Source organism: Paenisporosarcina quisquiliarum (assembly GCF_043641925.1).
Lineage (GTDB): Bacteria > Bacillota > Bacilli > Bacillales_A > Planococcaceae > Paenisporosarcina > Paenisporosarcina quisquiliarum_A.
Genome location: NZ_JBHZRU010000010.1, coordinates 1 through 24,013 on the forward strand (window position 1 = coordinate 1; position 24,013 = coordinate 24,013).

Below are 24,013 nucleotides of genomic sequence, written 5' to 3' on the forward strand. Positions count from 1 at the left end.
CTGTTTTTTTTCAACGTTCTACCTCCGTTTTTCTGAATTTCACTATAACGTATGTTACTCTTCTTCAACTAAACTGCCCCGCTAGTTGGATAAGAAAGCTATGTTAAAGTTATTGGTTGATTTTGTATAGAAAAATGCGCTTGGAAATGTATCGCCAAGCGCATTTATTTGACCGTCTTTTTTTACTAAAGCACTCGTTAGTTCAATAAGGGACTTCTATTAAATCTTCTCGTAAGACTTTATTTTGCTCCAAAGTGCCTTATATTCTAACGAATCTGTTCACACTTGCCTAATTCAACGAACACACTTATTAAAGACTTTTTTATTTCAATTTCTTGATCGGTTTGACTAAGTATATTTCTTCTATCTCTATACATAATGAGATTTTCTTTAAAATTTCTTCTTGCTTCTGTAAGAGAGTAATCCCCATTTGGACCACCCCAAACTTCATCTGCATATGGGTCGTCTTGTCCATCATCTTCCCAATTACAAAGTTCACATATATTAAAAATCCCACGCTCTTCTAATGTTGGAAAGCCACAACAAGGACACTTTTCACGTTGCACTAAAATCCCACCCTAATTGTTCTAATTAATTTTAATAATATCAAAATCTTTCTTAAGGTTAAACGTTCTTATTGAACTATTCTGCTGCTTTAGTTGAATATTTAACAGCGAAGTTGAAACCAACCTGTTTCTCTTGGAAAATCCTCTCGAGATAAAACTTTCCCCGTAATAAGTTGACGATATGAGGTAATCGTACCATCGTGGGAAATGATGTATATCCTTTCTCTATTTAGTTGTTTACATTTTCTAAGAAAACTAAGTGCTAACTCTTCAAATGTTTGTTCAGCCATTGTATTTATGCCATCACTCCACAATTTTGATGTAGAATCCAGATCTAATTCGAAGGTTGGATATTCAGTTCTAATCTTTTCTAAATCAAGGATCTTATCACAGGGTAACGTCTTTTTGTGTGGGAGAATAGGAAACATTCTTGGAGATACTAATGGACTTACAATCTTACGGCAATTTATGTTTTCACTTAAAATAATCGCTGTATCCAAAGTTCTTCTAATCGGGCTAATGATAATCACATCATCATCAATTAACTGAAACTGGGATTTTAATAACCGTGCTTGTTCTATCCCTATGGAAGTTAAAGGAGGATTTTTATTCTGAAGACTCCTCGGCATATCCAATGTATGCTCTCCCTGTCCGTGTCGAATAAATATTAAGTCCATCCCATAACCACCAATTCATTTTTCTTTAACTAAACTGCTGCGTTAGTTGAAGAAGAAAAAATGCTTTACCCCTTCTTGAAGTAAAGCACCCGTTAGTGAAAAAAGAACGAAGATTTAACTGTTTTTTAACTTTCTATTTTATAGAAGAAGCTACTTTAATCAATTCATCTTTAGGTAACGACTTATCTCCTGTGTAATCAATTGCATACTCTACTTTGTCCATACGCCAACTAATCATTTGAACATCATTTTTAACGTTATAATATGCTGTTGTACCATTTTCCAAGGTTATTTTTTCGTCCCAACTAGATACATTATTCCAACCAATTTCGCTTGTTGCCCAGGTAGTTAAAGATTCATCTAGATTTTCATACACTATCTTAACCCTATTAAAACCAACCACTTTAACGTAACTATTTTCAACATTCAATGGAATATAGTTAGGTATTTCTACTTTGAAGGGTACAAACCAACCTGCCATATTTACTGGCAACTTAATAAAATAAAATAAGGTCCCAATCAAAATAAAACCAACAATTATAAAATTTAAAATTCTTCTTTTCTTTATACTTCTTTGAATTTTTATTTCCATTTCATCCAACATTAATACCCCCATATCCAATCTATTTTCACTGTTTCTGTTCAAAATGAGGTTAGTTCTTATTTAACTAACTTGCTTCGTTAGTTAAATACGAGAAAGTATAAACGAGTTAGCATAGGTATCCCAAAATACCCTATTAAGATGCCGACAAATAAAACCCAAAAATAACTCCAATTCAGTAATCTTTTCAAAGCATTTCCCCCAATAAATGTTATGTGCTTAATACCTCTAATTGAACTAACCTGCCGCGTTAGTTCAACAAGCATAAGGATTTACCTCTAATTGAAGTAAAGCACCCGTTAGCTAAATAAGAAAACTTTTTTTAGTAAACAATTTCTTTAGAATTTTTCTTTCGTCTCATAATTCTTTCAATAAAAATTACTTCTACCGCAATTAATGTAATTATGGTTGGATAAGTTATTATAATTATGATGGTTGCAAACACAAAGTTTGTTACAATAATCAAAGTAAAATAAATAATAATAGCATATATGAACATAATTTTTTGAATATAAATATGAGTTATTTTAAAGTTGTTCTTATCTTTAAGTTTTTTAATAATGATAGGTATAGAAATCAATAAATTAATTATAATTACCAAAAGTACTGGAATGAGCAATAACAAAATTCCTATGAAAATAACACACCTCCCTTCCTTTAACTACTTCGACATGCCTTCAAATTCTACCTGTTTATTGAACTAACCTGCTGCGTTAGTTGAATAAGAAAAAAGAGCTTTCATCGCAGCTCATCTTTCTAAATTGTCTCTAAGTTTCCTACATCGTTTTTCAATAAAACCTCTTCAATAGAGTTCCAAGCTGCATTTAAATCAATTCTTGTTTTCAAATGACTGTAAGATTCTTCATTAGTTTTTAAAAAATCCTGTTTTATTTGACTATCACTAAGATTAAGAGCTTTCTTAAATTCTAATAAATCCTGAGAAAATACTATAGAATAAGAATTATCATTCAAGTGTTTTGTTAAACCAAACCTCGAATCATCCATTTTCTCAATCGATTCAATAAGTTCGTTATAACGATCACTTCTATTAAATTCTAAATAAAAATCAAAGACTATTAAACTTAGTAAAACATCATATGCTGACTCAATAAAACCACGTCGTTGGAAATTTTTCATATAAAGCAATTTACGGGTCCTCTCAAAGTTCATTCGTTTTGGATAATTATTTTCGAATGAAGATAATTGATTAACAGAGCGATCGATTAGGACCTTCATAACGTCAAAAGAAGAGAATTCTGAACCAAGTTCAATCCAGGTTTTCATAAATTCTTCTTCTGATATTTGTAAATGTGTTAATTCACGTACACACCATCTCTCATCGAAGTAACCTTTTTTTGCCTTTTCAAAATCATCTTTTTCATCTTGTCTTAACAAGACTTTTTTATCTTTCTTTTGAAAGTGACTACGTACCAGAATTTGATCTTTGCATTCTGGACATTTCCGATTTTGTTTAGGGGCTTCTTTCAAGCTAGACCCACAAGACGGACAAACTTTTTTGTCATAACGATCAATCCATAGTTGTTGATTTTCTGATACAGTCTCTTCGGATTTTTCTCTTGCCGACTTATAAAGTCTTTCAGAAGGAACAAAAGAAATTTGAACATCGGCATATTGTTCTTTTACTGTTGGAGATACGGGTGGGGGTGGAGTAGAACCAAATAACTTTTTAAAAAATCCCATTAGACTAACCTCCTCATATAGTTCTATTATACAATTAAAATTTGTATATTTTACCAATAAATTTCTAAAGCAAAAGGGTTATCAATTCGTATGTGAATTGTAACCCTTTTACTTTTGTTTGATGTGATATTTATTGATCAAAAAACGAGCTTCTTTAACTAACCTGCCCCGTTAGTTGAAAAAGAAATCCTTTACTCTTATTGAAGTAAAGCACCCGTTAGTAGAACAAGGTAGAAGGTTGAATCTTTAATTCTTTCTTCTTGTTCCAATAAAAAAAGGGAAGCCCATGCCACCCTTCTTCCGCAGTCGCACCCGATTGAGGAAACCGAGATAATGATTACTTCCAATAGCTTTCTAATTAAAGCACCCAATATAGTAAGCAAAGAAATAATAAAAAATCTTAACCAACTATATTGGGGTCTATTCTTAATACTTCTGTTATTTTAGTTAACGTTCATTTTTGTCCCAGTCTTCGTACGAATCAAAATTATGATTTGGATCTACAAAGTCTCTTCCAGCTTCCATTAAGCTGCTAGCACATCCTTTACAAAAAGACTCACCATCTATCAGTAATTCTGAATCGAGTTGATTTTTGGAGAATTCTCCTCCACATTCATTACAAATATACTTTTTCATAAGTTTCCTCCCTTTCCAATTTAAATAGCGTATCTAAATATTGATTATACAGCACTAGTAATATAGCTTTTATGAGTTGCAATTATAATACAATACTCACCCTGTTCAGACAACTATGAATTACTCTTACACTAAACTGCCCCGTTAGTTTAATAAGAAAAAATGCTTTTCTTCTTCTTGAAGTAAAGCACCCGTTAATGAAAAAATGATTGTATTATTCTGTAATCCTTTTCTTTAATAACACGATAAAATTGTCAGCCTTTTCAAGACAAGTTATTTGCTCTGAAAAAATAGTAGGGTTCTCCGTACCGTTTTTAATGGCGATTTTTTATTATAATGAAAAAAGCCTGTTTTGTGCTACCATACATGGTTATTAAAGTTAACCCAAAATCTCAATATCTTTCAAATTCAACTTACTAAAATCAACCTTAATTGCCCCCATTTCATATATAACATTGGATCTATTGTTAAATCCACCGTGGTCATCATTGCCTATGGTTATTAACATATTATTTTTTTGACAAAAGTCTATAAGAACATTTGTTGTTTCTTCTGTATGAGTTGTGTAATAACATTCAAAGCCATCTACGCCCATATTTTCAAGTTTTTTTAAACGAGGTTCTATTTCAAAAAGATTATTCTTCATTGTTTCTCCGATATGGGCAATAACTGCTTTACCATTTGCATTATGTATTACACTTATTACATATTCTATTGATGGAAATGAATTTTTGGGTTTAATATTATAATCACTGATGAGCTTAAAAAAACTATTAACATCAATAACTAAGTTTTTGGTCTTTAGGTAGTCAAAACCTTTCCAACCACCGTTTTTTAGATTTCGATTGTAAGAATTAAAATCTTCTATACTTATTTCCTTGTAGTCAACACTCATCTTTTTTATTAATTCAAAATCAATATCAGCATAAACCGTCTCGCATTGTTTGCAAATATCAATTATCTCTTTATTTTCAAAATTGAAGTCATATGCGAGAACATGAAATTCTTTATCTTCAAAAGAAGTAGAGATTTCTGCTCCTCGAATTAATTTAATTTGGTTCGCTTTACACAAAGGTATAAGCTCGTTATAAGCTGCTGTTGTGTTGTGGTCGCTTACACATAATAAGTCAATGCCGAGCTCTCTTGCCTTCTTGACAATTTCCTCAGGAGAACGGGTACTATCGGAATAGTGTGAATGAATATGTAAATCTGCATACATTATAATTTCACCTCTAACTTGTAATTGAATGTCTAATTCCTTTTTTTCATGACGGTCCTGGACTCTTCTTCGTTCTTGTTAGCTATGTTTCTGCATTTGTAATTTCATTGAAATTCATTTAATAATTTTTTTCTGGATAGATAAAAACACAACTAATACAATATTACAAAAACGGTTTCTTATTCCTTCGGAAAAATAGACCAACCTCTCTGGTAATCCTCTTCTTTAACTATTCTGCTGCGTTAGGAGAAAGTATAAACGAGTTAGCATAGGTATCCCAAAATACCCTATTAAGATACCGACAAACAAAACCCAAAAATAACTCCAATTCAGTAATCTTTTCAAAGCATTTCCCCCAATAAATGTTATGTAATTAATACCTCTATTTGAACTAACCTGCTGCGTTAGTTAAAGAAGACCGTTCTCGAGCTATAGCACCACGTTAGCCACGCATGCATCGCAATACCTGCGCTGCACCACTGAGGATGAAAATTTATTCAGAACGGGTATAGATTACTACTGCTAGGTGATTAAGGTCGATGAACTATGGTGCCGTAGAGCCCTTGCGTTAGTCTGACTCCAACAACCACGGTGTATCAAAGAATGTCGCGCCCTTAATGGGTAGCACTCATGGGAGATTAATCCTACTCAGGTTGTTGCACTAGTCAATCACCCTATACTTTTTACTAGGGGGAGGATTTTTGATCAGAACCACTATCAATTTTAATAATTAATTTTAACCGGCTCAGCCTTTTTTTAAAAAAGTGTTTTACTGGGTCTATTTTAATTTGCTCTTTTTTAATTTTAATTTTCATGGGAGTTCAATAAGCAAAATATTTTACCTCTCTTTGTAGTGAAGCACTTGTTGTTGTTGAAGTCCATTTACTTTTTCTTTATTTCCTCAATGATAAAAAAAGCACAAAATACTATTATCGAACTTAGTAAATTGATTGAAAATATTAGTCCCTTTATTCCTGTATTAAAAATACCACTTGTCATTTCACCATTTCCGGCATCACGAACGATTGTACCCATTAGATTTGTAACAATCATACTTACAATAAGTACAAGAAAACCATATAGATACTTTTTCAATATAAATACCCCCATAAAAATAATAAGACTGAAGTTGTAACAGAAAATCCACAGAATTAATCATTTGTTGATTCTTTAATTAAAGAATTTATTAGATGAAATGCTTTTACATAATTTAATTTTTAATTACCAATTGGGGATGTTTGTTTTTCCCATTCAGTTGGGCCTTCACCAGTTTCAATAAATTTTCTCCAATATTCTCCACTTTGATTATCGAAAATAATAATATTGCTATCGTTTGGTGAAATCATTTCATATCTATTTTGTTCCGCATCCGTGTTATTAGAATTTGATGAAGAATCTATTATTGCTCTTGAGATTTGAGAGGCAGAAAAAAGGATGGCAATACTCAAAATTATTATTGCACCAGTTAGTGATAATCTCGTTGTTTTTTCATTCAAAATATAACCTCCGATAGTAATTACGCGAATTTTATGGTTAATCACTGTTTCTACTTGGCTAATTAATTCTAGGGTTGTTCTGGAAGAGTTGAATAAATTAATTCTCCCGATTTAGAAAATGCTTTGATATTTGCAGGAAACACTTCCTTAGCTTTTATCTTTTTAAAGAAAAATCGATTTCCATTTGAAGTGATAAGAGGAACAACTTCAGCGGGTTTTTCGTTAGTTTGCACTGTTATTTTTTGGATCTCAGGATTCACTAATTGTCCGAAATAATATACTATTTTATTTTCTTCTCTTTCAGCTAAACTCCAGGTAATTTCGTCATTTTCTTCTGGAGGATAATACGTTGAAGCTAACGTACTTTCTTCGCCAACATCATCTCGGATATTCCATAATCCAAACCAATTTCGCTTTAATTCTCCAATCATTAAAGAATCTTGGTTTCTAAAAATGGTTACCCACTTCCCATCAATTTTTCGGACGAAATAAACTTCTTCAGTTCCTGGAGACCAATTCTTTGTAATTTCAAGGACGTCATTGATTGTTGGTTGTTGTTTGTGATTGTAAATGATGACAGAAATAAAAAGTAACGATATCAATAGTGTACCAATTACTATTTTTTTAATAGCCTATACCCCCATACTCTACTTAAAAGTAGTTTTTTCATTAATAGGTTTTCGGATTAGCTGTTGCTCTCTAAGTAATTCCAATAAATCCATCCTATCCCTATCTAAGTGAAGTCCTCTTATACCAACTCGTTCTGCCCCTTCGATATTTTCAAGTTTATCGTCTATAAATATACTCTCTTCACTTTTTGCATTTGCTTGATTAAGAGCGATATTATAAATTGATTCTCTTGGTTTTTCTTCATTTACAAAGGCTGAAAGTATAATCGAATCAAAATATTTACGGATCCCTAACCGATCAAATATCCAATCCATACTTGGCATTGCATTTGAAATAACAGCTAATTTGTATTCTTTATTTAGTTCCTCTAGAACATATTTAACTTCTGAATATAGTTCACAATGTCCAGCAAAATGAGCGAAGAAAAGCAATTCATTTGTAAGTTCAATTTCACCAAGTTCTTCAGCAATCGCCCCATAATATCGTTTGAAGTATTGCTCCTCTTCGTTCCAATTGGTTATAAAAGGAAGTTCGGTTTGCTTTGCCTTTAAAATAGCTTCTTCAATTTGTGATATTTGATATCCTCTTTCGATTAACAAATATCTGATTCTGTCGTCTCCTTTTATAAAGGTTTCAAAAAGAACACCACCAGCATCTAAGAAAATTGTTTTCACTTCAGTTTTTGTTTGATTCATTTGACCTCTCCATTTCAAATATGTATTAACAATAAAAGTACTCATTAACTAAATAATCCAAGTCACTCATTAGTTTTTGCTTCAATAACAAAACTTGTATATAGTTCGTTATCAACGAGAATGTCGATTTTCCAAAGTCCTGTCTTCTCAAGAACAAATTTTGCTCCACTTTGATTGTTCTCAATACTATCTTCATAAAGTTCAATGGTCTCTTCAGAATCTTTATGAGTTGCCAACATTTTATACGTTTTTCCATTGAAATCTTTGGTACTATCCAAGAAATAAAGTTGATATAGTCTCCCTTGGTCAACTACAGGAAATTCAGGTTCAACAACCTCACCATTCACTTTCCTAATACCAAACTCTCCTTTAGTTCCATGTAAGTCCATATCATCTGCAATAAATGCAGGTGTCGGCTTCCAATCAATTGTATTATCCTCACTACACCCTACTAAAAGAAAACTTGATAAAAAGAGAATTCTAATGACTATATATAATCTCACTGGAATCACTCACCCTCCCATTACTAATCCACATATAACTAATCACTAATTACAATAATGTCGATTCCAATCTCTCATTCTTCACTTCGAGTATATAATTCTTATAAACGTTTTCTCTTCCGCCAAGTGAATCATACCAATCTTGAATTCGCTGCACATGGGAAGTGTCTGCTTTTATAGTAGTCTCGATTTCTACATACTGTTCGTAGCTATCATATTCCCAAATAGCAAAAACGCAGGTAGTCTCTTCATCATTTTGGTGCATCCATCTCCCCACTAACTTTGCTCCTCGTTTCAATTGATTTGGGAGATTTGTTTCATTGAAATGTTTATTGAAAACTTCTACAAAATCACTTTTTACAATATAAGATTTTCTTCGATAGAACATGATATCTCCACCTTAATGTTGAATTAATTTATTTTCTTAATTTCCTTCACAACCGCTTTTCCTGGTTTAGAACCAATGATATCCCCCTGAATCGTTGCGTGGACTTTATCACCAATTTTGAATTCATCAGTATTAACTCCTTCTAAATTAGTGAAATCAAAAATCCATGTATCCAGATCATTTTGAGGTAATTCCACTTTAAGCCATTCAAATTGAAACATGTTTACATCTTCCACGATGACCAGCATATTATCTTTTATTTCGAGCACGTAGCCTTGAACCTCAACATCTGGCATTTCACTTTGTTCTATTTCGGATTGTTCAATGACGTACTCTGCAATTTCCGTCAATTTCAGACCATCATAACTTTGATCGCACGAAGTCCAACGATAATCACGATGACCTCTGTTTAGATGCATTTTTAGTTCATAGTTCGTTGCATCTTCCTCATCACATTTAGCTTGCAAGTCTTTTTCACCTAAATAACTCATCAGCACCAATTTCTTATAAACCTCTTGCATAACACTTTCAGGTAACTCAAAATCGTTCTTACTTTGAAGTTCTTTTGCATTGATAACTTTTCTCATAGTATTACTTACCGTATTTATTTCGTTCTCAAGCTCAACACCATACTTCAGTTCAATTTCAAATAAATCTTGCAGTTTCATGTCATAGTCTATTTGTAAAACACTCTCCATCCCATAAGGCATCCCCTTACAGTCGGTTACAATATACGATATATTGGTCGGATATGACTCCACCAACATATTCCCACAGGTATTTGTAGTGACTTGACCACTTCCAAATGTATCCCTTGTCGTATCGTGTTCCACTTCAATCGTATCCCCGTTAAAGCTTAAATCCGTAACCATTGGATCTCCTTCAATCGTGTAGTGGACAATTCGTAAGTCGGCAGCTATCCCTTTTTGAGTATTTTCATAAAACACCTGCATTTTTTCTACACCTTCAACTCCACCGTGAGTGTTCACGACATCAACATCACTTACTCCTTTCACTGACGGTTTCACTCTCTCTTGTATCTCACCTGAACCGTTAGAAGTATTACAAGCTACAAGAAGCGAGGCAATTACGAAAAGATATATGATGTACTTCATTTTCATCATTCATTTCTCACGCCCATCTAAATAGATTTTTTCACTATTTTTATTCATAACAGCTTTGTTTAATCAAAAAAGAGCCACCGTAGCAGCTCCTTTTTGACATTGCATCCCCTAATCCACCCTCACAAAATGAAAATCAGTACGCGGTAGTAAACTGTATAAGTAACTTGTAAAACTGTGACTGTCATGGGTTTAACTTGTGAGAGGATTTGAACCTCAAGGTTACCCCTGAACCTTTGCCCAGTAGTCCAACTTGCCCTGTTGGCGGGATGTGTACTCGCCTTTTCATGTTGCTACCAACTTGCTCAATTAATCGACTAAATCTGTTAACCAATTCAGTTCTTGAATTCGAGTATCAATCAATCGAAATTTGAGAGATAACTCGTCTACATGCTTCTGTGTGTCTTTGACATTAATTGACGTAACGAATTTAATTTCTGTTTTTGAATATCGATCATGTCGAACAGATGCACGGTCCAATAATTCACTATATATTTTTCTTTCTTGACCAATTAGGTCCCGTTCGACTAAAGCATCTCCAAGTGATTGATGTTCATCAAATGGTGTTAATAAGTTTGTACGATTAACTCTTTGAATGAGTTGTTTTAATTGTTTAAGTAAATGCTTTAATTCTTTTTCTAAGTCTTTTGGATCCTCGCTTGGTGATTCTCCTTCTTGGAATTTAGCGTTTAAAAGCAAACGATGTTTGACCTGTTCTAATCGTTTTTGAGAATCGGTTCTTAATATTAATGCTTCAGCTAGTTTCATTAAAATTCCCCCGTTCTAATCTACTGATTCATTTCTCTACTAAATCATAAATATGCTTACACAGTTAATCTCACAAACTCTTGGAACTTTTCTTCCTCTTCCGAAAAAGGGTTGTGGTTACTTTCTTCAAACGTGATAAATGTTGAGTTGGGTAATAGATTGGCAATTTCAACACCGAATCTATATGGACATTGTGCATCATGCTTACCAGCGTATATATAGCTTGGTAATCTCACATCTCCTAATTCACCTCTGAGATCATAGCTCTTACATTCAATCTTTCTAAAGTACTCTAAACGAGCGCCAACTGTTTTTCCGCTGTTTGGTTTTGTTAAAGCTTCTTTCAATTTATCTTCTGAGAAATAGGACATCAAAGCCCACTCATATCCAAGTTTCTGCCGTTCTTCAACTTGAGTTGAAGATTCATTTAGTTTGTCCATAATATCGATTATTCGATTAAAGTTCTTGTTTTCCGAACAATAAATACTGTCAGGATCTAATCCGTATTCTATACTCGCTGCAGCTCCACCAGCAATAATTTTAGTAAGAGAAGTTGGAGCGACTATGGCATATTTTAACGCAAGCATTCCACCGGTTGAATGTCCTCCAAACCCCCACTTTTCCAATCCCAACGCTTCCCTAATTGCCTCTAAATCTAATACGGTTTCATTCATGCTATATTGTCCTTCATGATCAGCTTTCACTGAATTCCCACAACCTCGAAGGTTGATTAAATACACTCGATAGTGGGATGTAAATGGATTGGCAAACAAATTCCCTTTTTCATTAAAAGCGCAATATAAATGAGTAACAGCAAGCGGTTCACCTTGACCCGCTACAAACAATTCAAATGCTCCTCGGGTTGTATCAATAAATCGTTGAACCCACATGGTCTCACCCCTTACAAAATAGTTCTATAGAAGAACTGTGATGATCATAGAACTAAAAATCGAGACGGCTATAACGCCTAACCAATCAGTAACTTTAGTCGTTTTAAATATGATGTTCATAAATGCACCGATAAGTAAGGTTACAATCAAAGTGAAGATAAATGTCATGATCAAAACCACCTATATTATTGTTTAATCTCATAGTTTTCCTACAAAAAGACCGTCTTGAAATTCTCGAATAAACTTATTCATTATAATTTCTACTTCTTCATCGGAAGGAACGGATGCTAATATATCTTTTTGCTCGTATACTTTCCCGCCTTTAATAACCTGGTGAATGGACAAGGTATGTTCAATATTTTCTAAAGGATTTTTATTTAACACTAATAAGTCTGCAATGAAATCCGACCTGATTTCTCCGAGATTCTCTATTTCTAGAGCTAAAGCAGCATTCCTTGTTGCACTTTGCAATGCTTCCAATTCACTGAAACCCGACTCTACTAGTAGTTGCAATTCTCGGTGAAGAGCAAGGCCAGGATATGTCCATACACCTGCTGGCGTATCGGTCCCAGCTACAATCATTCCTCCTAAATCGTGATAAAGCTTTACGATTTGTTTAATAATATGTATTGGTTTTCCCTGTTTATGTAATGCTTCTTTTAACGATTCTAAATACGTCCATTGTCTAACTAGATTTTGAGGATTCAAAAGACTCGCTGGAAGTTCAGCTGTTGGCTTCCATACATCTGGCATACGATATAATTGATCGTAAAGCGTTAATGTCGGACAAATGATAACACCATGATTGATTAATTCCTGACAAATCGGCTCTAATTCTTGACGATAATCTTCTTTCCAGTCAATCTCATTCCAAATAGTATCTTCTGCCTTCATAGACCACTTCGGAAATAATAATTGAAGAATACCCGATGCATGTTCATTCCATTTAATACCCATTTTTGCCGCATCGATTGCAGTCACGTCAGTAGAGTAAATTAGATCACAACTAACTTCTAATTGATTTTCCTTCGCTTCTTCGACAACAGTTTTCATATTTTCTTTTGATAGCCAACCATATACTTTAATTAAATCGGCACCAGCTTCAACTTGTCGCTTCACTTCATTCCTTGCATCTTCATCATTAGAAACAATGAGGTTCCAAGGACTCGTTTCTCCCCATAATCCAGGGGGACCATCGATTAGACGATCCGCTGAAATAACTCGAGGAGTTGTCGAATCATTAGTCGCTTTTCTCAATGATTCTAATTCGGTAACATTTCCTCCTGTATTTCGAACAGTCGTCACTCCTGCTGCTGTAAATAATGGAGCGAAGTTCTGTTTAATATGAACATGCATATCTATTAAACCTGGAATAATATACTTTCCTGATACGTCTAGTACTTCAACCGAAATTTCATTTTGTATTTCTCCAATAAAAATAATCCTACCTTCATCGATCATGACATTTGTTTTATGAAATTCACCACTTCTTATATCTAAAACAAGACCGTTTTTCAACAAATACATGGGATTCTCCTTTTAAAGATTATTGTTTTTCAACGACTTCTCTCTTAAAAACTTTTCTAAAACCAATGTAAGTAAATAGACAATTAAAAGTACAATCGAAATTATAGTTGATGAATTATATGTAGATTCAAACAACTCATGGGACCAGCGAACTTCACCTATTATCATGTAAGCTAATTGATTGGAAATGCCCATTCCGTCATTCGCTTCAGGAATCAAACTTTGTGTATAATTCTGCGCTAAGGCAACATTCGTTATTATGGAGAATAATAGTAAAATTAATATTGATGATGAAAATTTAATCGTCTTATTAATAGCTAAAATCAAAACAATAAATACGCATAAGAATAAAAAGAAATCCATCACAACAACTCCAATTTAAATCATTTTTTATGAAACCTTTAGGAATAAACTCTCCCATACTTACATTTCTCCAAAGACTTCCAAAATTCCTGCAACTTGTTAAAAATTAGCAATTATTCTTTTATCAAATTCCTTGGTATTCTTAGGCAACTCTTCACAAATTTTATTTGGTTGATATTGGAATTAACCTATTTGTAAGTTATGATGAAAATAAAAAGGAGGGGAAATATGTCAACTTTATTAGGATGGTCACCGGTAATCTTAATGGTGATTTTGGGATTGATCATTTTCTTAATCTATCGTTTAGTAACTAAGAATCGTCATACTTCACTACCGACTAGCAATCTTGAGAGCAGGGTTGCGAGATTAGAAGAAGAGAATCGCTTACTAAAAGAGGAATCGAATCGTGAGAGGTAGTCGAGGATATCATTTAAAGAAGTTATTTTTTGTTGTTCTTCTCCTTTCCTTTATTTCTGCTTGTGATGACAAAAATTCAACTGGCGATGCCTTTATTAAGGATGTAAAGCTGAGTGAAAATGAACAAAAACTGCTTAGTCTTTCGAACAAGGATTTTCAAATCTTTGATATTGAATTGAAGAATGATTCAATCAGAAAAGTAATTGTGACGATCGATTATTATGAGAACGGCAAGTTCATCAGTCAAATAAGTCAATTAACTCACTTAATTTCAAAAGAGCAACCACAAGATCATTTGAGAGCTTTGATTTTAAGACAAACAGCTAATAATAGTGAGGAAAAGTGGTTCACTAATCTAACCGTTGACAGTTCCTCTGAATTGTCTACTAGTTCTTTTCAGAATATCGAACATATTGTTGAAGGTGAATATGGCTCGAGTCAAAGTAATGTTAGAACTGGTCCAATAAAAATGGGAGAGAAAAAAATCATTTCCACACTTTTATATTCAAATGATGATGAGTTTGCATATCTCCGTGAAATTGAAACTGAAGAAGATTTCATGAAGATACCAAATAATGATTTAGTGTATCTTTTTTCGATTGAATTACAATGACAAGGACATTCTGTCTTATACAAAAATGAGCAATAACTATCTTTTCTCCTGTTAATGCTGCTATGTATAGCGCTTGTCTAGCTCTGAAGGATGGTAATGATGCTTAGTATAAAATTATAATAGTGATCTTTAAAAACATAAATATGGAGAGTGTATTAGAGGGAAATGAATTTTAAATATTATTGAGGAAGTGATGCAGTGCTCTATTTATATATTGTTTTTGTATTTTTAATATTGATTATTAGCATTGGTTTTCTAACTGAGAACAAACATAATAATAATAAATTTTTAAACTTTATTTACAGTTGTTGTGTAGGTTGGCTCCTAATTACTTTTTCTATGGGATCAGTCTTTAGTCTAGTAAGAAACGAGCATTTTTCTCTCCCTCCATTGATTTCTTATTTTATTATGTTTGTTCTTCCTTTAATCACATTTTTCTTATTTGAAGTAAAATTGTATAAAAAAGAGAAATTGATTGATTAAGTGGATTGTAACTTCTTATATGAATACGGATATAATTGTTTCTTTTCAATGCATTTAACACCTGAAGTTGCACGTTTGGATAGCTGCAAAACATGCAATTCGTTATAAAGAAATGTAATGCGCAAAAAAGGGTCCATCTCTCAGTCACTAAACGACTTTTGAGACAGACCTTTTTTAAATTTCATTTAACACTTCTAAAGATTCTAATACATGTTCTAGAAATTCTTCAATCTCATCCATGTGATCTTCATTTATCAGGTGATGAAATGACACTTCGATTGTATCTAAGTAGCTAGAAGTATCTTGCTCATACATGAAGCTTAATGTTTGAGTTAGTTTTTGGTCAGCTTCCCAAATTTCTTTTAAAGCTTGATCGATTTCTTTACACTGCTTCGTCACATTGTGAACACGCTTATAAAAACGCAATAACAAAGAACAGCCTGGATTTTTCCCTGGAAGTTCCATGATCTCAGCTGCGGTATTTTCTAATGAAGCTTCTAATACAATTTCCGCAGTGACGTCAGGCAAATCGACGAGTGTAAATTCAATGGTGAATTCCCGGCCCATTACCGCAAAATCCATCCGATCGATTCGGTTTGTAATGGTGATTTCATTTTCCAAATTATCGAGATCGTACACTTGGTTTTCAAAAGCTACTTTTAAATTGTCAAAGATGGTTGGATCATACATACCGATTCCTCCAAATGATAGTCACTTTATCCTCGAATTTCTCCTATACTTTTGCCACCTAAAAATGCGTGTCCCGTCATTAGTTTTTCTACTGTATGAAATCCGTACTTCAAATAGACTTTTTCGATTTCCTCATTAATCGGGAAGACCCAAAGGTTTTCTAAATCCTTTTTTGCCGCTTCCTTTTGAATATAATGAATTAGATCTCCAATTAAGCCTCTTCCTCGATATTCTTCTAATGTAGCTACAGTTTCCAATCGAGCTTGATTTCCACTAATAAATAGACAGGCAGTTGCACACGCTACCCCGTCATATCTGAGCAAATAGTGAATGAAGTTTTGGTTATTAAATTCCTCTTCAAACGCTTTCTCTCGAACTTCTCTTCCACCAAACTCTTGAATGCTGCATTCAATATCAAGTGCTTCCGAATAATTACTTTCAGTTACAATTTCAAATTGGACATTTTCATTCAGTTTTTTATTCAAGATTTTATTGTCCCAAAGTTGAACTGGCGTTGTTAATTCTTCATAGCCGAAGTGATTATTTTTTAATGTAGAGATAAGATCTCCAATCGCTTCTAAATTGTATAAATAAAATCTTGGAATGATATTTTTAGACTGATAAAACGCTATTACTTCCTCCATCACATCTTGCGGGTTTTCACAAGGTTCACTGATATGTGCATGGTTCGCATCGTAATAGGAAGGCTGATTTTCATTCAAAAACAATGAACCCCAATTCTTCTCTGTTCGAGTTGAGAATGTTTCTAAATAAGCAAAATCTAGTCGAAAGATCTGTTCAATGCGCATGAGTGTGCTCCTCTGTTGTATCGTTTATTTAATCATTTCGAAAATATGCTTTAAATCCTTGCGTTCTAATTTTGCTCTTATTGATCATGTAAAGTTATATCATTCTCTTTCGCATACTCTTCCGTCCACGTACAGAGACCATTAATTAATGGAATTAGGCTGGTGCCGAAATCGGTCATCGAATATTCCACTTTCGGTGGAACAGTTGCGTAGACTTTTCTCGAGATAATTCCTCGTTCTTCAAGCTCCCTTAACTGTTCAGTCAGCATTTTTTGCGTGATGCTCGGGATTGAGTTTTTCAACTCGCCAAAACGCTTCGCTCCACCGATTAAATACCATAGAATAATGAGCTTCCATTTTCCTCCGATTAAATCGATAGTTAAAACTAATGCGCAATCGTACTCTTTTTTGACTTTGCTCATGTCGACCATCCTTTATGCCTTGGTATGGTTTTCGTGCCTAACGCACAAAATAGTGCCGTATTGTGTAAACAAAAAGCTCATCTTATACTAGTCATCATATTGAAAACATTCATAGTAATTGATAGGAGTGAACTAATAATGACATATCCACGTGCATTTTCACACATTGGATTATCTGTACCCAATTTGGAAGCAGCCGTAACATTTTATCACGAGGTCATGGGTTGGTATATCGTTATGGAACCTTCGGAAGTTGTCGAAGAAAGAGAAACTGCAATCGGTCAAATGTGTATTGACGTATTTGGAGAAGGCTGGAATACCTTTAAAATCGCTCATATGGTCACATCTGACGGAATCGGAATCGAATTATTTGAGTTTCCGAACAGCGAAAAACCAGAGAATAACTTTGAATACTGGAAAAGTGGCGTGTTCCACTTCAGCATTCAAGATCCAGATATCGAAGGCATGGTTAACAAAATCGTAAAAGCCGGTGGCAAACAGCGAATGCCGATCCGCGAATATTATCCGAACGATAAACCATATAGAATGTGTTACGTCGAAGATCCTTTCGGCATCATCTTTGAAGTATATAGCCATAGCTATGAAGTTACTTACTCCAAGGGAGCATACTGAGATACCTCTAATCAGTAGAAAAGAAACGAGCGATTTTTTATACATCGCTCGTTTTTCTATCTATTCGTCTATTTAATCGTATCAATAAAATGCTTTAATATCCTCGCGGTCAATCCCCAAACCGTATATTGCTCATAGTCATAAAACCATTCCTCAATGACGCGCGATCTCCATTGATATTGATCACCGTTTGCAATTTTTTCATATGGAAAATCAGTTAGTGGCATGGGTTGAACAGGCACCTTATGTAAATAAGGCTCATAATTTAACAGCCAGTTAACTGGAATTGTAAAGATTTCTTCGACTTCATCTTTATTAAGAGAATGCGCTAGATGGTTATCGATTGTCGCAACAAAAGGATAGACAACAAAGGATGAAGTTGGAATAAAAGCACTCATCTGACCGATGACGGTTATTTCACTTGGATCGATTCCTAACTCCTCATGAGTTTCTCGAATGGCCGCATCAATTGGTGATGCATCGGTTGGATCAATTCGACCTCCTGGAAAACTAATATCGCCAGGTTGATGTCTCATCGTGAGTGAACGAACTTCAAAAAGGACATGCCATTCTTCTTTTACTTTTACTAATGGAATAAGCACGGCTGAACGCATGGCCGTGTCTTCACCTATAAATAGAGGCTGATTTTGAATAAACTCATTCTTAATCCGATCTAAGAACATAAAATTTCCCCCATCGTAAATTTTCATATAATCCCATGTTATCAGATTTCATTAAAGAGGTTGTTTTTTGCGTTCAATTAATACGCCAATAAAAAAAAATAACGCCCGAAATTTCGGACGTTACTGATATGTAAAGTCTATGATTTCAAATATCTCTTTATGATGAAGGACCCAAAATTTCCACTATTCGATCCGCTCGAACACGATTTTGACAAAGCTTAAAGAGATGATTTACAAAGGATTCAACTTCTAAAACAGATGTTGGAAATGGAATGTTCATGATTGTTGACCCATGCGTTTGCTTAAAATACGATTTACGGACGTCATTTTTCCTATCTCGTTTTAACGGATTGTATTTCCACGAAAGAACTATTTCGCCGTCTTCCTCAATGACTTTGTTGAGTTCGGCTAGAGTCGTGGATTTATTGTACGCATAAATTACTAAGTAATAGTTATCATTTCGGTGCCAATCAATGAACAAGAAAAAATAACGATCGTGACCAAGTTTGTTGACATCAAAGGCAGCTACGACTGGTTTTCTATTTGCCCATTGATGAAAGTTAATTATCGTATCATTTGTTGTGTCTAATTTATTGAGTTCATAAGTTGAAGAACCGGATTCATTCCAACGATCAAAATAATTACATAAGACTATAGCTTGCTGTTTCTCCATTTTTCCAATCCTCCAAAATTTCGCGAACGCTATGTATGTATATCTTCTGCAAGATGCAAAACAAGTGTAAAGGCTAACTTTATATATGAAGGGTATACTATAGATAAGTAGCAGTCACTGAATTTTTATTTAGACAAAAATAAAATCAATAAAATAATGGATAAAAATATCATGCCAAAAAGAGACACCAATTTTGTATGCCGAATAGCACTTTCAGTTATTTGAGGCTCATTTTGGTACATCCAACGCCTGCCCCATACCATTGCTTCTTTTGGATTTAAATATTGCCAAATCAATACTGCATATAAAGGCAGACTAATGATTAACCAGAAAATCGCATTCACCACGATGATACACCTCGCTTTTTTTATTAAATTATATACGATGAAATGTCATGATGAGTTTCAAAGTTAGCGATTAAGTAATAATGATCGAGTTAAAAAAGACAAAATACGAGGATGAAATTTAATGACAAAACAAACCAACGAAACAGGATGGAACTTAGATAATAGTTATGCACGCCTACCACAGTCATTTTTCTCAAACATTACGCCAAATGTGGTGCGTTTACCCAAGTTAATCTTTCTGAATGAACCCTTAGCAAAGTCGTTAGGATTGAATATCGAGGCGTTGCAAAGTGAGGAAAGCGTCAAAGTCCTTGCAGGAAATGAGGTTCCTAAGGGCTCTTTGCCAATAGCTCAAGCATATGCCGGGCATCAATTCGGTCATTTTAATATGTTAGGAGACGGACGTGCTTTATTGATTGGCGAACAAATGACACCAACAGGCGAACGATTCGACCTTCAGCTTAAAGGCTCTGGACCAACTCCATATTCCCGTAGAGGGGATGGTCGCGCGGCACTTGGACCAATGTTACGCGAGTACATCATTAGCGAAGCGATGCATGCGCTAGGAATCCCTACTACTCGCAGTTTAGCAGTTGTAGAAACGGGCGAACCCGTCCTTCGTGAAACCGAATTACCTGGAGCCGTTATGACCCGAGTAGCAGCAAGTCATTTACGTGTTGGAACCTTTCAGTATGCGGCAAATTGGACAAACATAGATGAGTTAAAGGAACTAGCGGACTATGCGATTGAACGTCATTATCCAGAGATGGAAGACGGAGAAAACCGCTATTTTTCATTCCTTCGAGAAGTGATAAAACGTCAAGCTGTCCTCATTGCCAAATGGCAATTGGTAGGCTTTATTCATGGTGTCATGAACACTGATAATATGACCATTAGTGGAGAAACAATCGATTATGGACCATGTGCATTTATGGACACGTATGATCCAGCAACCGTCTTCAGTTCGATTGATCAGCAAGGTCGCTATGCGTATGGCAATCAACCCTATATGGCTGGTTGGAACCTCGCGCGTTTTACTGAATCCTTACTGCCTTTATTGCATGAAGAACAAGAAAAAGCGATTGAATTAGCGCAAGAAGCAATTGGCGAGTTCAACAACTTGTATCATGTGCATTGGTTTGCTGGGATGCGTGCCAAGCTTGGACTTTTCAATGAAGAAAAACAAGATGAAGAGCTAATTGAAAATCTTTTGAGTATGATGCAAAAACATAAAGCGGATTATACGAACACCTTCCGTGCACTGACTTTGAATCAATTAGAGGATGCAGATTTGTTTAGTAGTGATGAATTTTCTCAGTGGTATGAAGTATGGCAAGCAAGGCTTACTAGACAAGATGAATCAAAAGCAGACTCACAACAATTGATGCAAAACAGTAACCCTGCGATTATTCCTCGAAACCATTTAGTAGAGGAAGCAATCGAAGCTGCGGTTGAAAATGGGGACTACAGTGTTATGGAGAACCTCCTTAACATCCTTTCCAATCCATATGCACATTCCCAGGAACAAACAGATTTCAACACTGTACCTACTGAGTCGAACCTACCTTATAGAACGTATTGTGGAACATGATTTTATGAATAAAATAGAAATGCCTGTCATCAAGAGTGAAGTTACTTCTTCTGATGACATGCGTTTTTATGTGAACTTTATATATTCAGGAAAAATCAAATAGGTCATGATATAGAAACTCGACATCAAAAAGAAAAATTCAGATAGCGTATACTTAAAGTCTTTTGGATTTTCAGCATACTTTTTTTCAAAAATAGCTCGAATTCCAAAAAACATAATAAAATAAACAATACTTACATTTAAGAAAACTATAAATTCCACATTATTCATTGTCATCAAAAATGTTGTGATAGCGAATCCTATATTCATAACCAACTCAACCATTTTGTGAGTACGATTTACATGTCTCTCGCGACCCCACATCTTTTTATCTACATTCAATAATTTTGACATGCGTAAAGTCAAAATAGTAGTCAACCCTAGAACACCAATTAACCAAACGGTTACTTTAACTCCTATACTCGCCGTTGATAAGAACATGAAAAAAACCTCCTAAAACAAATATACCATTATTACCCATTATATATTTGCCATTTCACAAAGTTTTTTGATTGTAATAATCTAAAGCTGAATTGACTGAAAACAAATCATAAATATTGTTTTCGAGGCAATATTGAATAATCAAATCAAAGGTGTTGCTATCTGATAAGGAATATCCAGCAGCACTAAGTAATGAATCAGTGTCTTCCTTATCCAACTGCAATGCCAGAGCTAAAGAAATGGCTGTGTTTTTACTCGGTCGATACTCTGGGTTAGAACGGATCTTCGAAAAAAGTCTTCTGTCGATACCCGCCTTCTTATAAATATCGGTGTCACTTAATCCTTTTTCGTCAATAAAGCCAAACAATACTTGATGCACTGTTGGTTGACGATGATTCTTAATATAATCCTCCATTTCAAGTGAAAAACTTTCAGCTTGAATCGTGTAATCAAGATCTTGCATTTTATTATGAAGAACCAAATTTTCAATACTTAAGTGAAACTCGATATACTCTTTTAACTCATCCAACATCTGTTGATCACTCATGAACATCCCCCTTAAAAATGTCGCTTCGCAGGCGACCAAACCTTCTTAAAAATTAGTTACTATTATCATACCAACAAACGAAAGAGGTTGATGATAATGAAAACCAATTTAACTGAAATTATTTTCCTGTTAGACCGAAGCGGTTCCATGTCTGGTTTAGAAAGTGACACGATTGGAGGGTTTAATGCTTTTATTAAAAAACAATGCCAACTTGAAGGAGAAGTTTCCCTTACGACAGTTCTCTTTGATGATCAGTACGAATTATTATGGAACGGCATCGATGCAACCAAAGCAAAACTGACGAAGAAAGAATATTACGTTAGAGGCATGACAGCTTTATTAGATGCAATCGGAAAGACCATATCAGAAGTCGATCACAGATTATCGAAAACGTTAGAAGATCGAAAACCAGACAAAGTCATATTTGTCATCACAACAGATGGAATGGAAAACGCCAGCCGCGAATTCACTTATGAAAAAATAAAAGACCGCATTAAACACCAAGAAGAACATCATAACTGGGAGTTCATTTTCATTGGGGCTAACATCGATGCTGCTAAGGAAGCAGACAGTATGGGGATACATGTAAGTAACTCATTTAGTTTTGTTGCATCAGAAGCTGGTGTTGAGTCTATGTATGAGATGGTGAATGAGAATGTTTCTAGTAGGAGAAAGAGAAATATAAACAATTAGTTACAGAATTAAACTAAACTTACTATAGTGGACTAATCTCATTATATAGAACTATTTATTTCATCTATTTTGAGTAATAGATTTGGATATAATATTTTTATATGAAGAAATGATAACCCTGGCATTAGAGCTGCGCCTCAAGCTGGACAAGAAGAAGGAAAAATAAATTCTTAATTGCCCGCTTGATTAGCACATAATGAACATGCAGATTCATTTACCTTTTCATTAAATTTTTATTAATAGTAATTACACCAATTTGGTTGGAATAAACCTACGTCCTTTTCAATAGCACTAATCCAATTGGCAATTTCTTGTAGTTTTTCTTCTAATTCGCCGACTAACATTTCTTGCTCATCTGCCATTTCCCATAATGTTTCAAACGCATATTTCACACCGTCTATTGGATATTGAATAGAATCTTGATTCAAGTTATCCAGTATTGATCCTGTTCCATCTTTTTTTGATAAACCATTTATTGAAAGATGTTTAACATACCATCCATCAATCCTTCTTTCAATAGAATAGTGATCCTCATGTCCCCATCGTCTACTAAAAACTTTAAAAACCATCTTTTTATTTAAATTCACATCACCTTTTAGAGAATTAGTTTGTAACATTGTACCAATTAACGTTTCATATAAATCTTCTAAAGTATGATAGTGATTATAATATTCATTTATATCGGTTTCCGGTAACAAACCCCTATTAATAATAGTACTTTCTGAATACTCTGGAAGTAATCCCCAATGTAATGTTTCTAAATCCGGACATATTTTTTCATAAAAGTTTTTAAATTTTTGGTTGGTATCTGAAGAAAATAAATTTTTTTGATATTCACTTCTATATGTGGCAAACAAATTAATATAATTATCTTTTAACAAAATGAATGAATTTTGTGATGCAATTTGTTTTTCTATTACTTCTTGAATTTTATTTTTAAATCCTTGATTAAATCTAAATTTATCCCCTTTTTTAGAAAAAAACTTTTTCATTGACTTAAGTTTATCTGATTGCCGAAAATAGAATATATTTGAGATATCTTCCATAGTAAATACATCATTTATGCTTGCCTTTTTCTCGCTTATTTGCTTAATAATTTTTATTTCTAAATTTCTTTCCCTAGCTTCAATCTTGGAGATTTCGATCATATC

Annotated in this window: 32 protein-coding genes; 5 read left to right on the forward strand and 27 right to left on the reverse strand. The window is 34.1% G+C overall.

Annotated elements, in window-relative coordinates; translation table 11 throughout:
- Positions 1-266 precede the first annotated feature (266 nt).
- From ACHUE4_RS08850 to ACHUE4_RS08935, 18 genes are all read right to left on the reverse strand, one after another.
- Positions 267-566 (reverse strand): CPCC family cysteine-rich protein, encoded by a 300-nt coding sequence (locus ACHUE4_RS08850; protein WP_394189107.1) that lies wholly within the window; start codon positions 564-566, stop codon positions 267-269.
- A 101-nt stretch (positions 567-667) separates the two neighbouring features.
- Positions 668-1,243 (reverse strand): histidine phosphatase family protein, encoded by a 576-nt coding sequence (locus ACHUE4_RS08855; RefSeq protein WP_394189109.1) that lies wholly within the window; start codon positions 1,241-1,243, stop codon positions 668-670.
- A 133-nt stretch (positions 1,244-1,376) separates the two neighbouring features.
- Positions 1,377-1,835, reverse strand: a complete 459-nt coding sequence (locus ACHUE4_RS08860) for a DUF4367 domain-containing protein (RefSeq protein ID WP_394189367.1) — start codon at positions 1,833-1,835, stop codon at positions 1,377-1,379.
- A 765-nt stretch (positions 1,836-2,600) separates the two neighbouring features.
- Positions 2,601-3,545, reverse strand: coding sequence for a hypothetical protein (locus ACHUE4_RS08865; RefSeq protein ID WP_394189111.1), 945 nt, complete (start codon positions 3,543-3,545; stop codon positions 2,601-2,603).
- Positions 3,546-3,992: 447 nt separating this feature from the next.
- The gene (locus tag ACHUE4_RS08870) at positions 3,993-4,181 is read right to left on the reverse strand and encodes a hypothetical protein (protein WP_394189113.1); all 189 of its coding nucleotides are present in this window, start codon (positions 4,179-4,181) and stop codon (positions 3,993-3,995) included.
- A 379-nt stretch (positions 4,182-4,560) separates the two neighbouring features.
- Positions 4,561-5,400 carry a PHP domain-containing protein gene (locus tag ACHUE4_RS08875; protein ID WP_394189115.1) on the reverse strand — a complete coding sequence of 280 codons (840 nt, stop codon included), beginning with the start codon at positions 5,398-5,400 and terminating at the stop codon, positions 4,561-4,563.
- 882 nt (positions 5,401-6,282) lie between these two features.
- Positions 6,283-6,495: a hypothetical protein gene (locus ACHUE4_RS08880; protein ID WP_394189117.1), complete on the reverse strand. Its 213-nt coding sequence runs from the start codon at positions 6,493-6,495 to the stop codon at positions 6,283-6,285.
- A 122-nt stretch (positions 6,496-6,617) separates the two neighbouring features.
- Positions 6,618-6,896 carry a hypothetical protein gene (locus ACHUE4_RS08885; protein ID WP_394189119.1) on the reverse strand — a complete coding sequence of 93 codons (279 nt, stop codon included), beginning with the start codon at positions 6,894-6,896 and terminating at the stop codon, positions 6,618-6,620.
- A 68-nt stretch (positions 6,897-6,964) separates the two neighbouring features.
- Complete coding sequence (locus ACHUE4_RS08890) at positions 6,965-7,498, reverse strand: hypothetical protein (RefSeq protein ID WP_394189121.1); 534 nt, start codon at positions 7,496-7,498, stop codon at positions 6,965-6,967.
- Positions 7,499-7,543: 45 nt separating this feature from the next.
- Entirely contained in the window at positions 7,544-8,221 is a 678-nt protein-coding gene (locus tag ACHUE4_RS08895; protein ID WP_394189123.1) for an HAD family hydrolase, read from the reverse strand.
- A 62-nt stretch (positions 8,222-8,283) separates the two neighbouring features.
- The gene (locus ACHUE4_RS08900) at positions 8,284-8,724 is read right to left on the reverse strand and encodes a hypothetical protein (RefSeq protein WP_394189125.1); all 441 of its coding nucleotides are present in this window, start codon (positions 8,722-8,724) and stop codon (positions 8,284-8,286) included.
- A 49-nt stretch (positions 8,725-8,773) separates the two neighbouring features.
- The gene (locus ACHUE4_RS08905; RefSeq protein WP_394189127.1) at positions 8,774-9,112 is read right to left on the reverse strand and encodes an NIPSNAP family protein; all 339 of its coding nucleotides are present in this window, start codon (positions 9,110-9,112) and stop codon (positions 8,774-8,776) included.
- Between the two features lie 23 nt (positions 9,113-9,135).
- Positions 9,136-10,233, reverse strand: a complete 1,098-nt coding sequence (locus ACHUE4_RS08910) for a DUF4362 domain-containing protein (RefSeq protein WP_394189129.1) — start codon at positions 10,231-10,233, stop codon at positions 9,136-9,138.
- 309 nt (positions 10,234-10,542) lie between these two features.
- Positions 10,543-11,001, reverse strand: a complete 459-nt coding sequence (locus ACHUE4_RS08915) for a DIP1984 family protein (RefSeq protein ID WP_394189131.1) — start codon at positions 10,999-11,001, stop codon at positions 10,543-10,545.
- A 56-nt stretch (positions 11,002-11,057) separates the two neighbouring features.
- Complete coding sequence (locus ACHUE4_RS08920) at positions 11,058-11,891, reverse strand: alpha/beta fold hydrolase (protein WP_394189133.1); 834 nt, start codon at positions 11,889-11,891, stop codon at positions 11,058-11,060.
- Between the two features lie 24 nt (positions 11,892-11,915).
- A complete protein-coding gene (locus tag ACHUE4_RS08925) occupies positions 11,916-12,059 on the reverse strand; it encodes a hypothetical protein (protein ID WP_394189135.1) in 144 nt (47 codons plus the stop codon).
- Between the two features lie 30 nt (positions 12,060-12,089).
- On the reverse strand, positions 12,090-13,418 hold the full coding sequence (locus tag ACHUE4_RS08930) for an amidohydrolase family protein (RefSeq protein ID WP_394189137.1): 1,329 nt from the start codon (positions 13,416-13,418) through the stop codon (positions 12,090-12,092).
- A gap of 12 nt (positions 13,419-13,430) precedes the next feature.
- A complete protein-coding gene (locus ACHUE4_RS08935) occupies positions 13,431-13,781 on the reverse strand; it encodes a hypothetical protein (protein WP_394189139.1) in 351 nt (116 codons plus the stop codon).
- 228 nt (positions 13,782-14,009) lie between these two features.
- Here ACHUE4_RS08935 and ACHUE4_RS08940 point away from each other — a divergent pair, with 228 nt between their 5' ends.
- A complete protein-coding gene (locus ACHUE4_RS08940) occupies positions 14,010-14,198 on the forward strand; it encodes a hypothetical protein (RefSeq protein ID WP_394189141.1) in 189 nt (62 codons plus the stop codon).
- Positions 14,188-14,811, forward strand: coding sequence for a hypothetical protein (locus ACHUE4_RS08945; protein WP_394189143.1), 624 nt, complete (start codon positions 14,188-14,190; stop codon positions 14,809-14,811). The genes ACHUE4_RS08940 and ACHUE4_RS08945 overlap by 11 nt, the downstream gene beginning before the upstream one ends.
- Positions 14,812-15,468: 657 nt before the next feature.
- On the opposite strand, the gene ACHUE4_RS08950 is transcribed toward ACHUE4_RS08945, so the two are convergent.
- From ACHUE4_RS08950 to ACHUE4_RS08960, 3 genes are all read right to left on the reverse strand, one after another.
- Entirely contained in the window at positions 15,469-15,984 is a 516-nt protein-coding gene (locus ACHUE4_RS08950; RefSeq protein ID WP_394189145.1) for a hypothetical protein, read from the reverse strand.
- A gap of 26 nt (positions 15,985-16,010) precedes the next feature.
- Complete coding sequence (locus ACHUE4_RS08955; protein WP_394189147.1) at positions 16,011-16,793, reverse strand: GNAT family N-acetyltransferase; 783 nt, start codon at positions 16,791-16,793, stop codon at positions 16,011-16,013.
- A gap of 77 nt (positions 16,794-16,870) precedes the next feature.
- Positions 16,871-17,215 carry a winged helix-turn-helix transcriptional regulator gene (locus ACHUE4_RS08960; RefSeq protein WP_394189149.1) on the reverse strand — a complete coding sequence of 115 codons (345 nt, stop codon included), beginning with the start codon at positions 17,213-17,215 and terminating at the stop codon, positions 16,871-16,873.
- Positions 17,216-17,353: 138 nt separating this feature from the next.
- Between ACHUE4_RS08960 and ACHUE4_RS08965 the strand changes: the two genes are divergently transcribed.
- On the forward strand, positions 17,354-17,848 hold the full coding sequence (locus tag ACHUE4_RS08965) for a lactoylglutathione lyase family protein (protein WP_394189151.1): 495 nt from the start codon (positions 17,354-17,356) through the stop codon (positions 17,846-17,848).
- Between the two features lie 68 nt (positions 17,849-17,916).
- Here the strand turns inward: ACHUE4_RS08965 and ACHUE4_RS08970 are convergent, their stop codons facing one another.
- The 3 genes from ACHUE4_RS08970 to ACHUE4_RS08980 all read right to left on the reverse strand — a co-directional run bounded on the left by ACHUE4_RS08970 (position 17,917) and on the right by ACHUE4_RS08980 (position 19,548).
- Entirely contained in the window at positions 17,917-18,531 is a 615-nt protein-coding gene (locus ACHUE4_RS08970; RefSeq protein WP_394189153.1) for an NUDIX hydrolase, read from the reverse strand.
- Between the two features lie 157 nt (positions 18,532-18,688).
- A complete protein-coding gene (locus ACHUE4_RS08975) occupies positions 18,689-19,204 on the reverse strand; it encodes a hypothetical protein (RefSeq protein WP_394189155.1) in 516 nt (171 codons plus the stop codon).
- A gap of 125 nt (positions 19,205-19,329) precedes the next feature.
- Positions 19,330-19,548, reverse strand: coding sequence for a hypothetical protein (locus ACHUE4_RS08980; protein ID WP_394189157.1), 219 nt, complete (start codon positions 19,546-19,548; stop codon positions 19,330-19,332).
- Between the two features lie 124 nt (positions 19,549-19,672).
- On the opposite strand from ACHUE4_RS08980, the gene ACHUE4_RS08985 reads away from it, so the two are divergent.
- Positions 19,673-21,142, forward strand: a complete 1,470-nt coding sequence (locus ACHUE4_RS08985; protein WP_394189159.1) for a protein adenylyltransferase SelO — start codon at positions 19,673-19,675, stop codon at positions 21,140-21,142.
- Between the two features lie 66 nt (positions 21,143-21,208).
- On the opposite strand, the gene ACHUE4_RS08990 is transcribed toward ACHUE4_RS08985, so the two are convergent.
- Together ACHUE4_RS08990 and ACHUE4_RS08995 are read right to left on the reverse strand one after the other, a co-directional pair.
- Positions 21,209-21,622, reverse strand: a complete 414-nt coding sequence (locus ACHUE4_RS08990; RefSeq protein ID WP_394189161.1) for a DUF4181 domain-containing protein — start codon at positions 21,620-21,622, stop codon at positions 21,209-21,211.
- Positions 21,623-21,677: 55 nt separating this feature from the next.
- Positions 21,678-22,169 carry a hypothetical protein gene (locus ACHUE4_RS08995; RefSeq protein ID WP_394189163.1) on the reverse strand — a complete coding sequence of 164 codons (492 nt, stop codon included), beginning with the start codon at positions 22,167-22,169 and terminating at the stop codon, positions 21,678-21,680.
- A 96-nt stretch (positions 22,170-22,265) separates the two neighbouring features.
- On the opposite strand from ACHUE4_RS08995, the gene ACHUE4_RS09000 reads away from it, so the two are divergent.
- The gene (locus tag ACHUE4_RS09000) at positions 22,266-22,862 is read left to right on the forward strand and encodes a vWA domain-containing protein (protein ID WP_394189165.1); all 597 of its coding nucleotides are present in this window, start codon (positions 22,266-22,268) and stop codon (positions 22,860-22,862) included.
- Between the two features lie 236 nt (positions 22,863-23,098).
- Here the strand turns inward: ACHUE4_RS09000 and ACHUE4_RS09005 are convergent, their stop codons facing one another.
- Positions 23,099-24,010: a hypothetical protein gene (locus ACHUE4_RS09005; protein ID WP_394189166.1), complete on the reverse strand. Its 912-nt coding sequence runs from the start codon at positions 24,008-24,010 to the stop codon at positions 23,099-23,101.
- Positions 24,011-24,013: the final 3 nt, after the last annotated feature.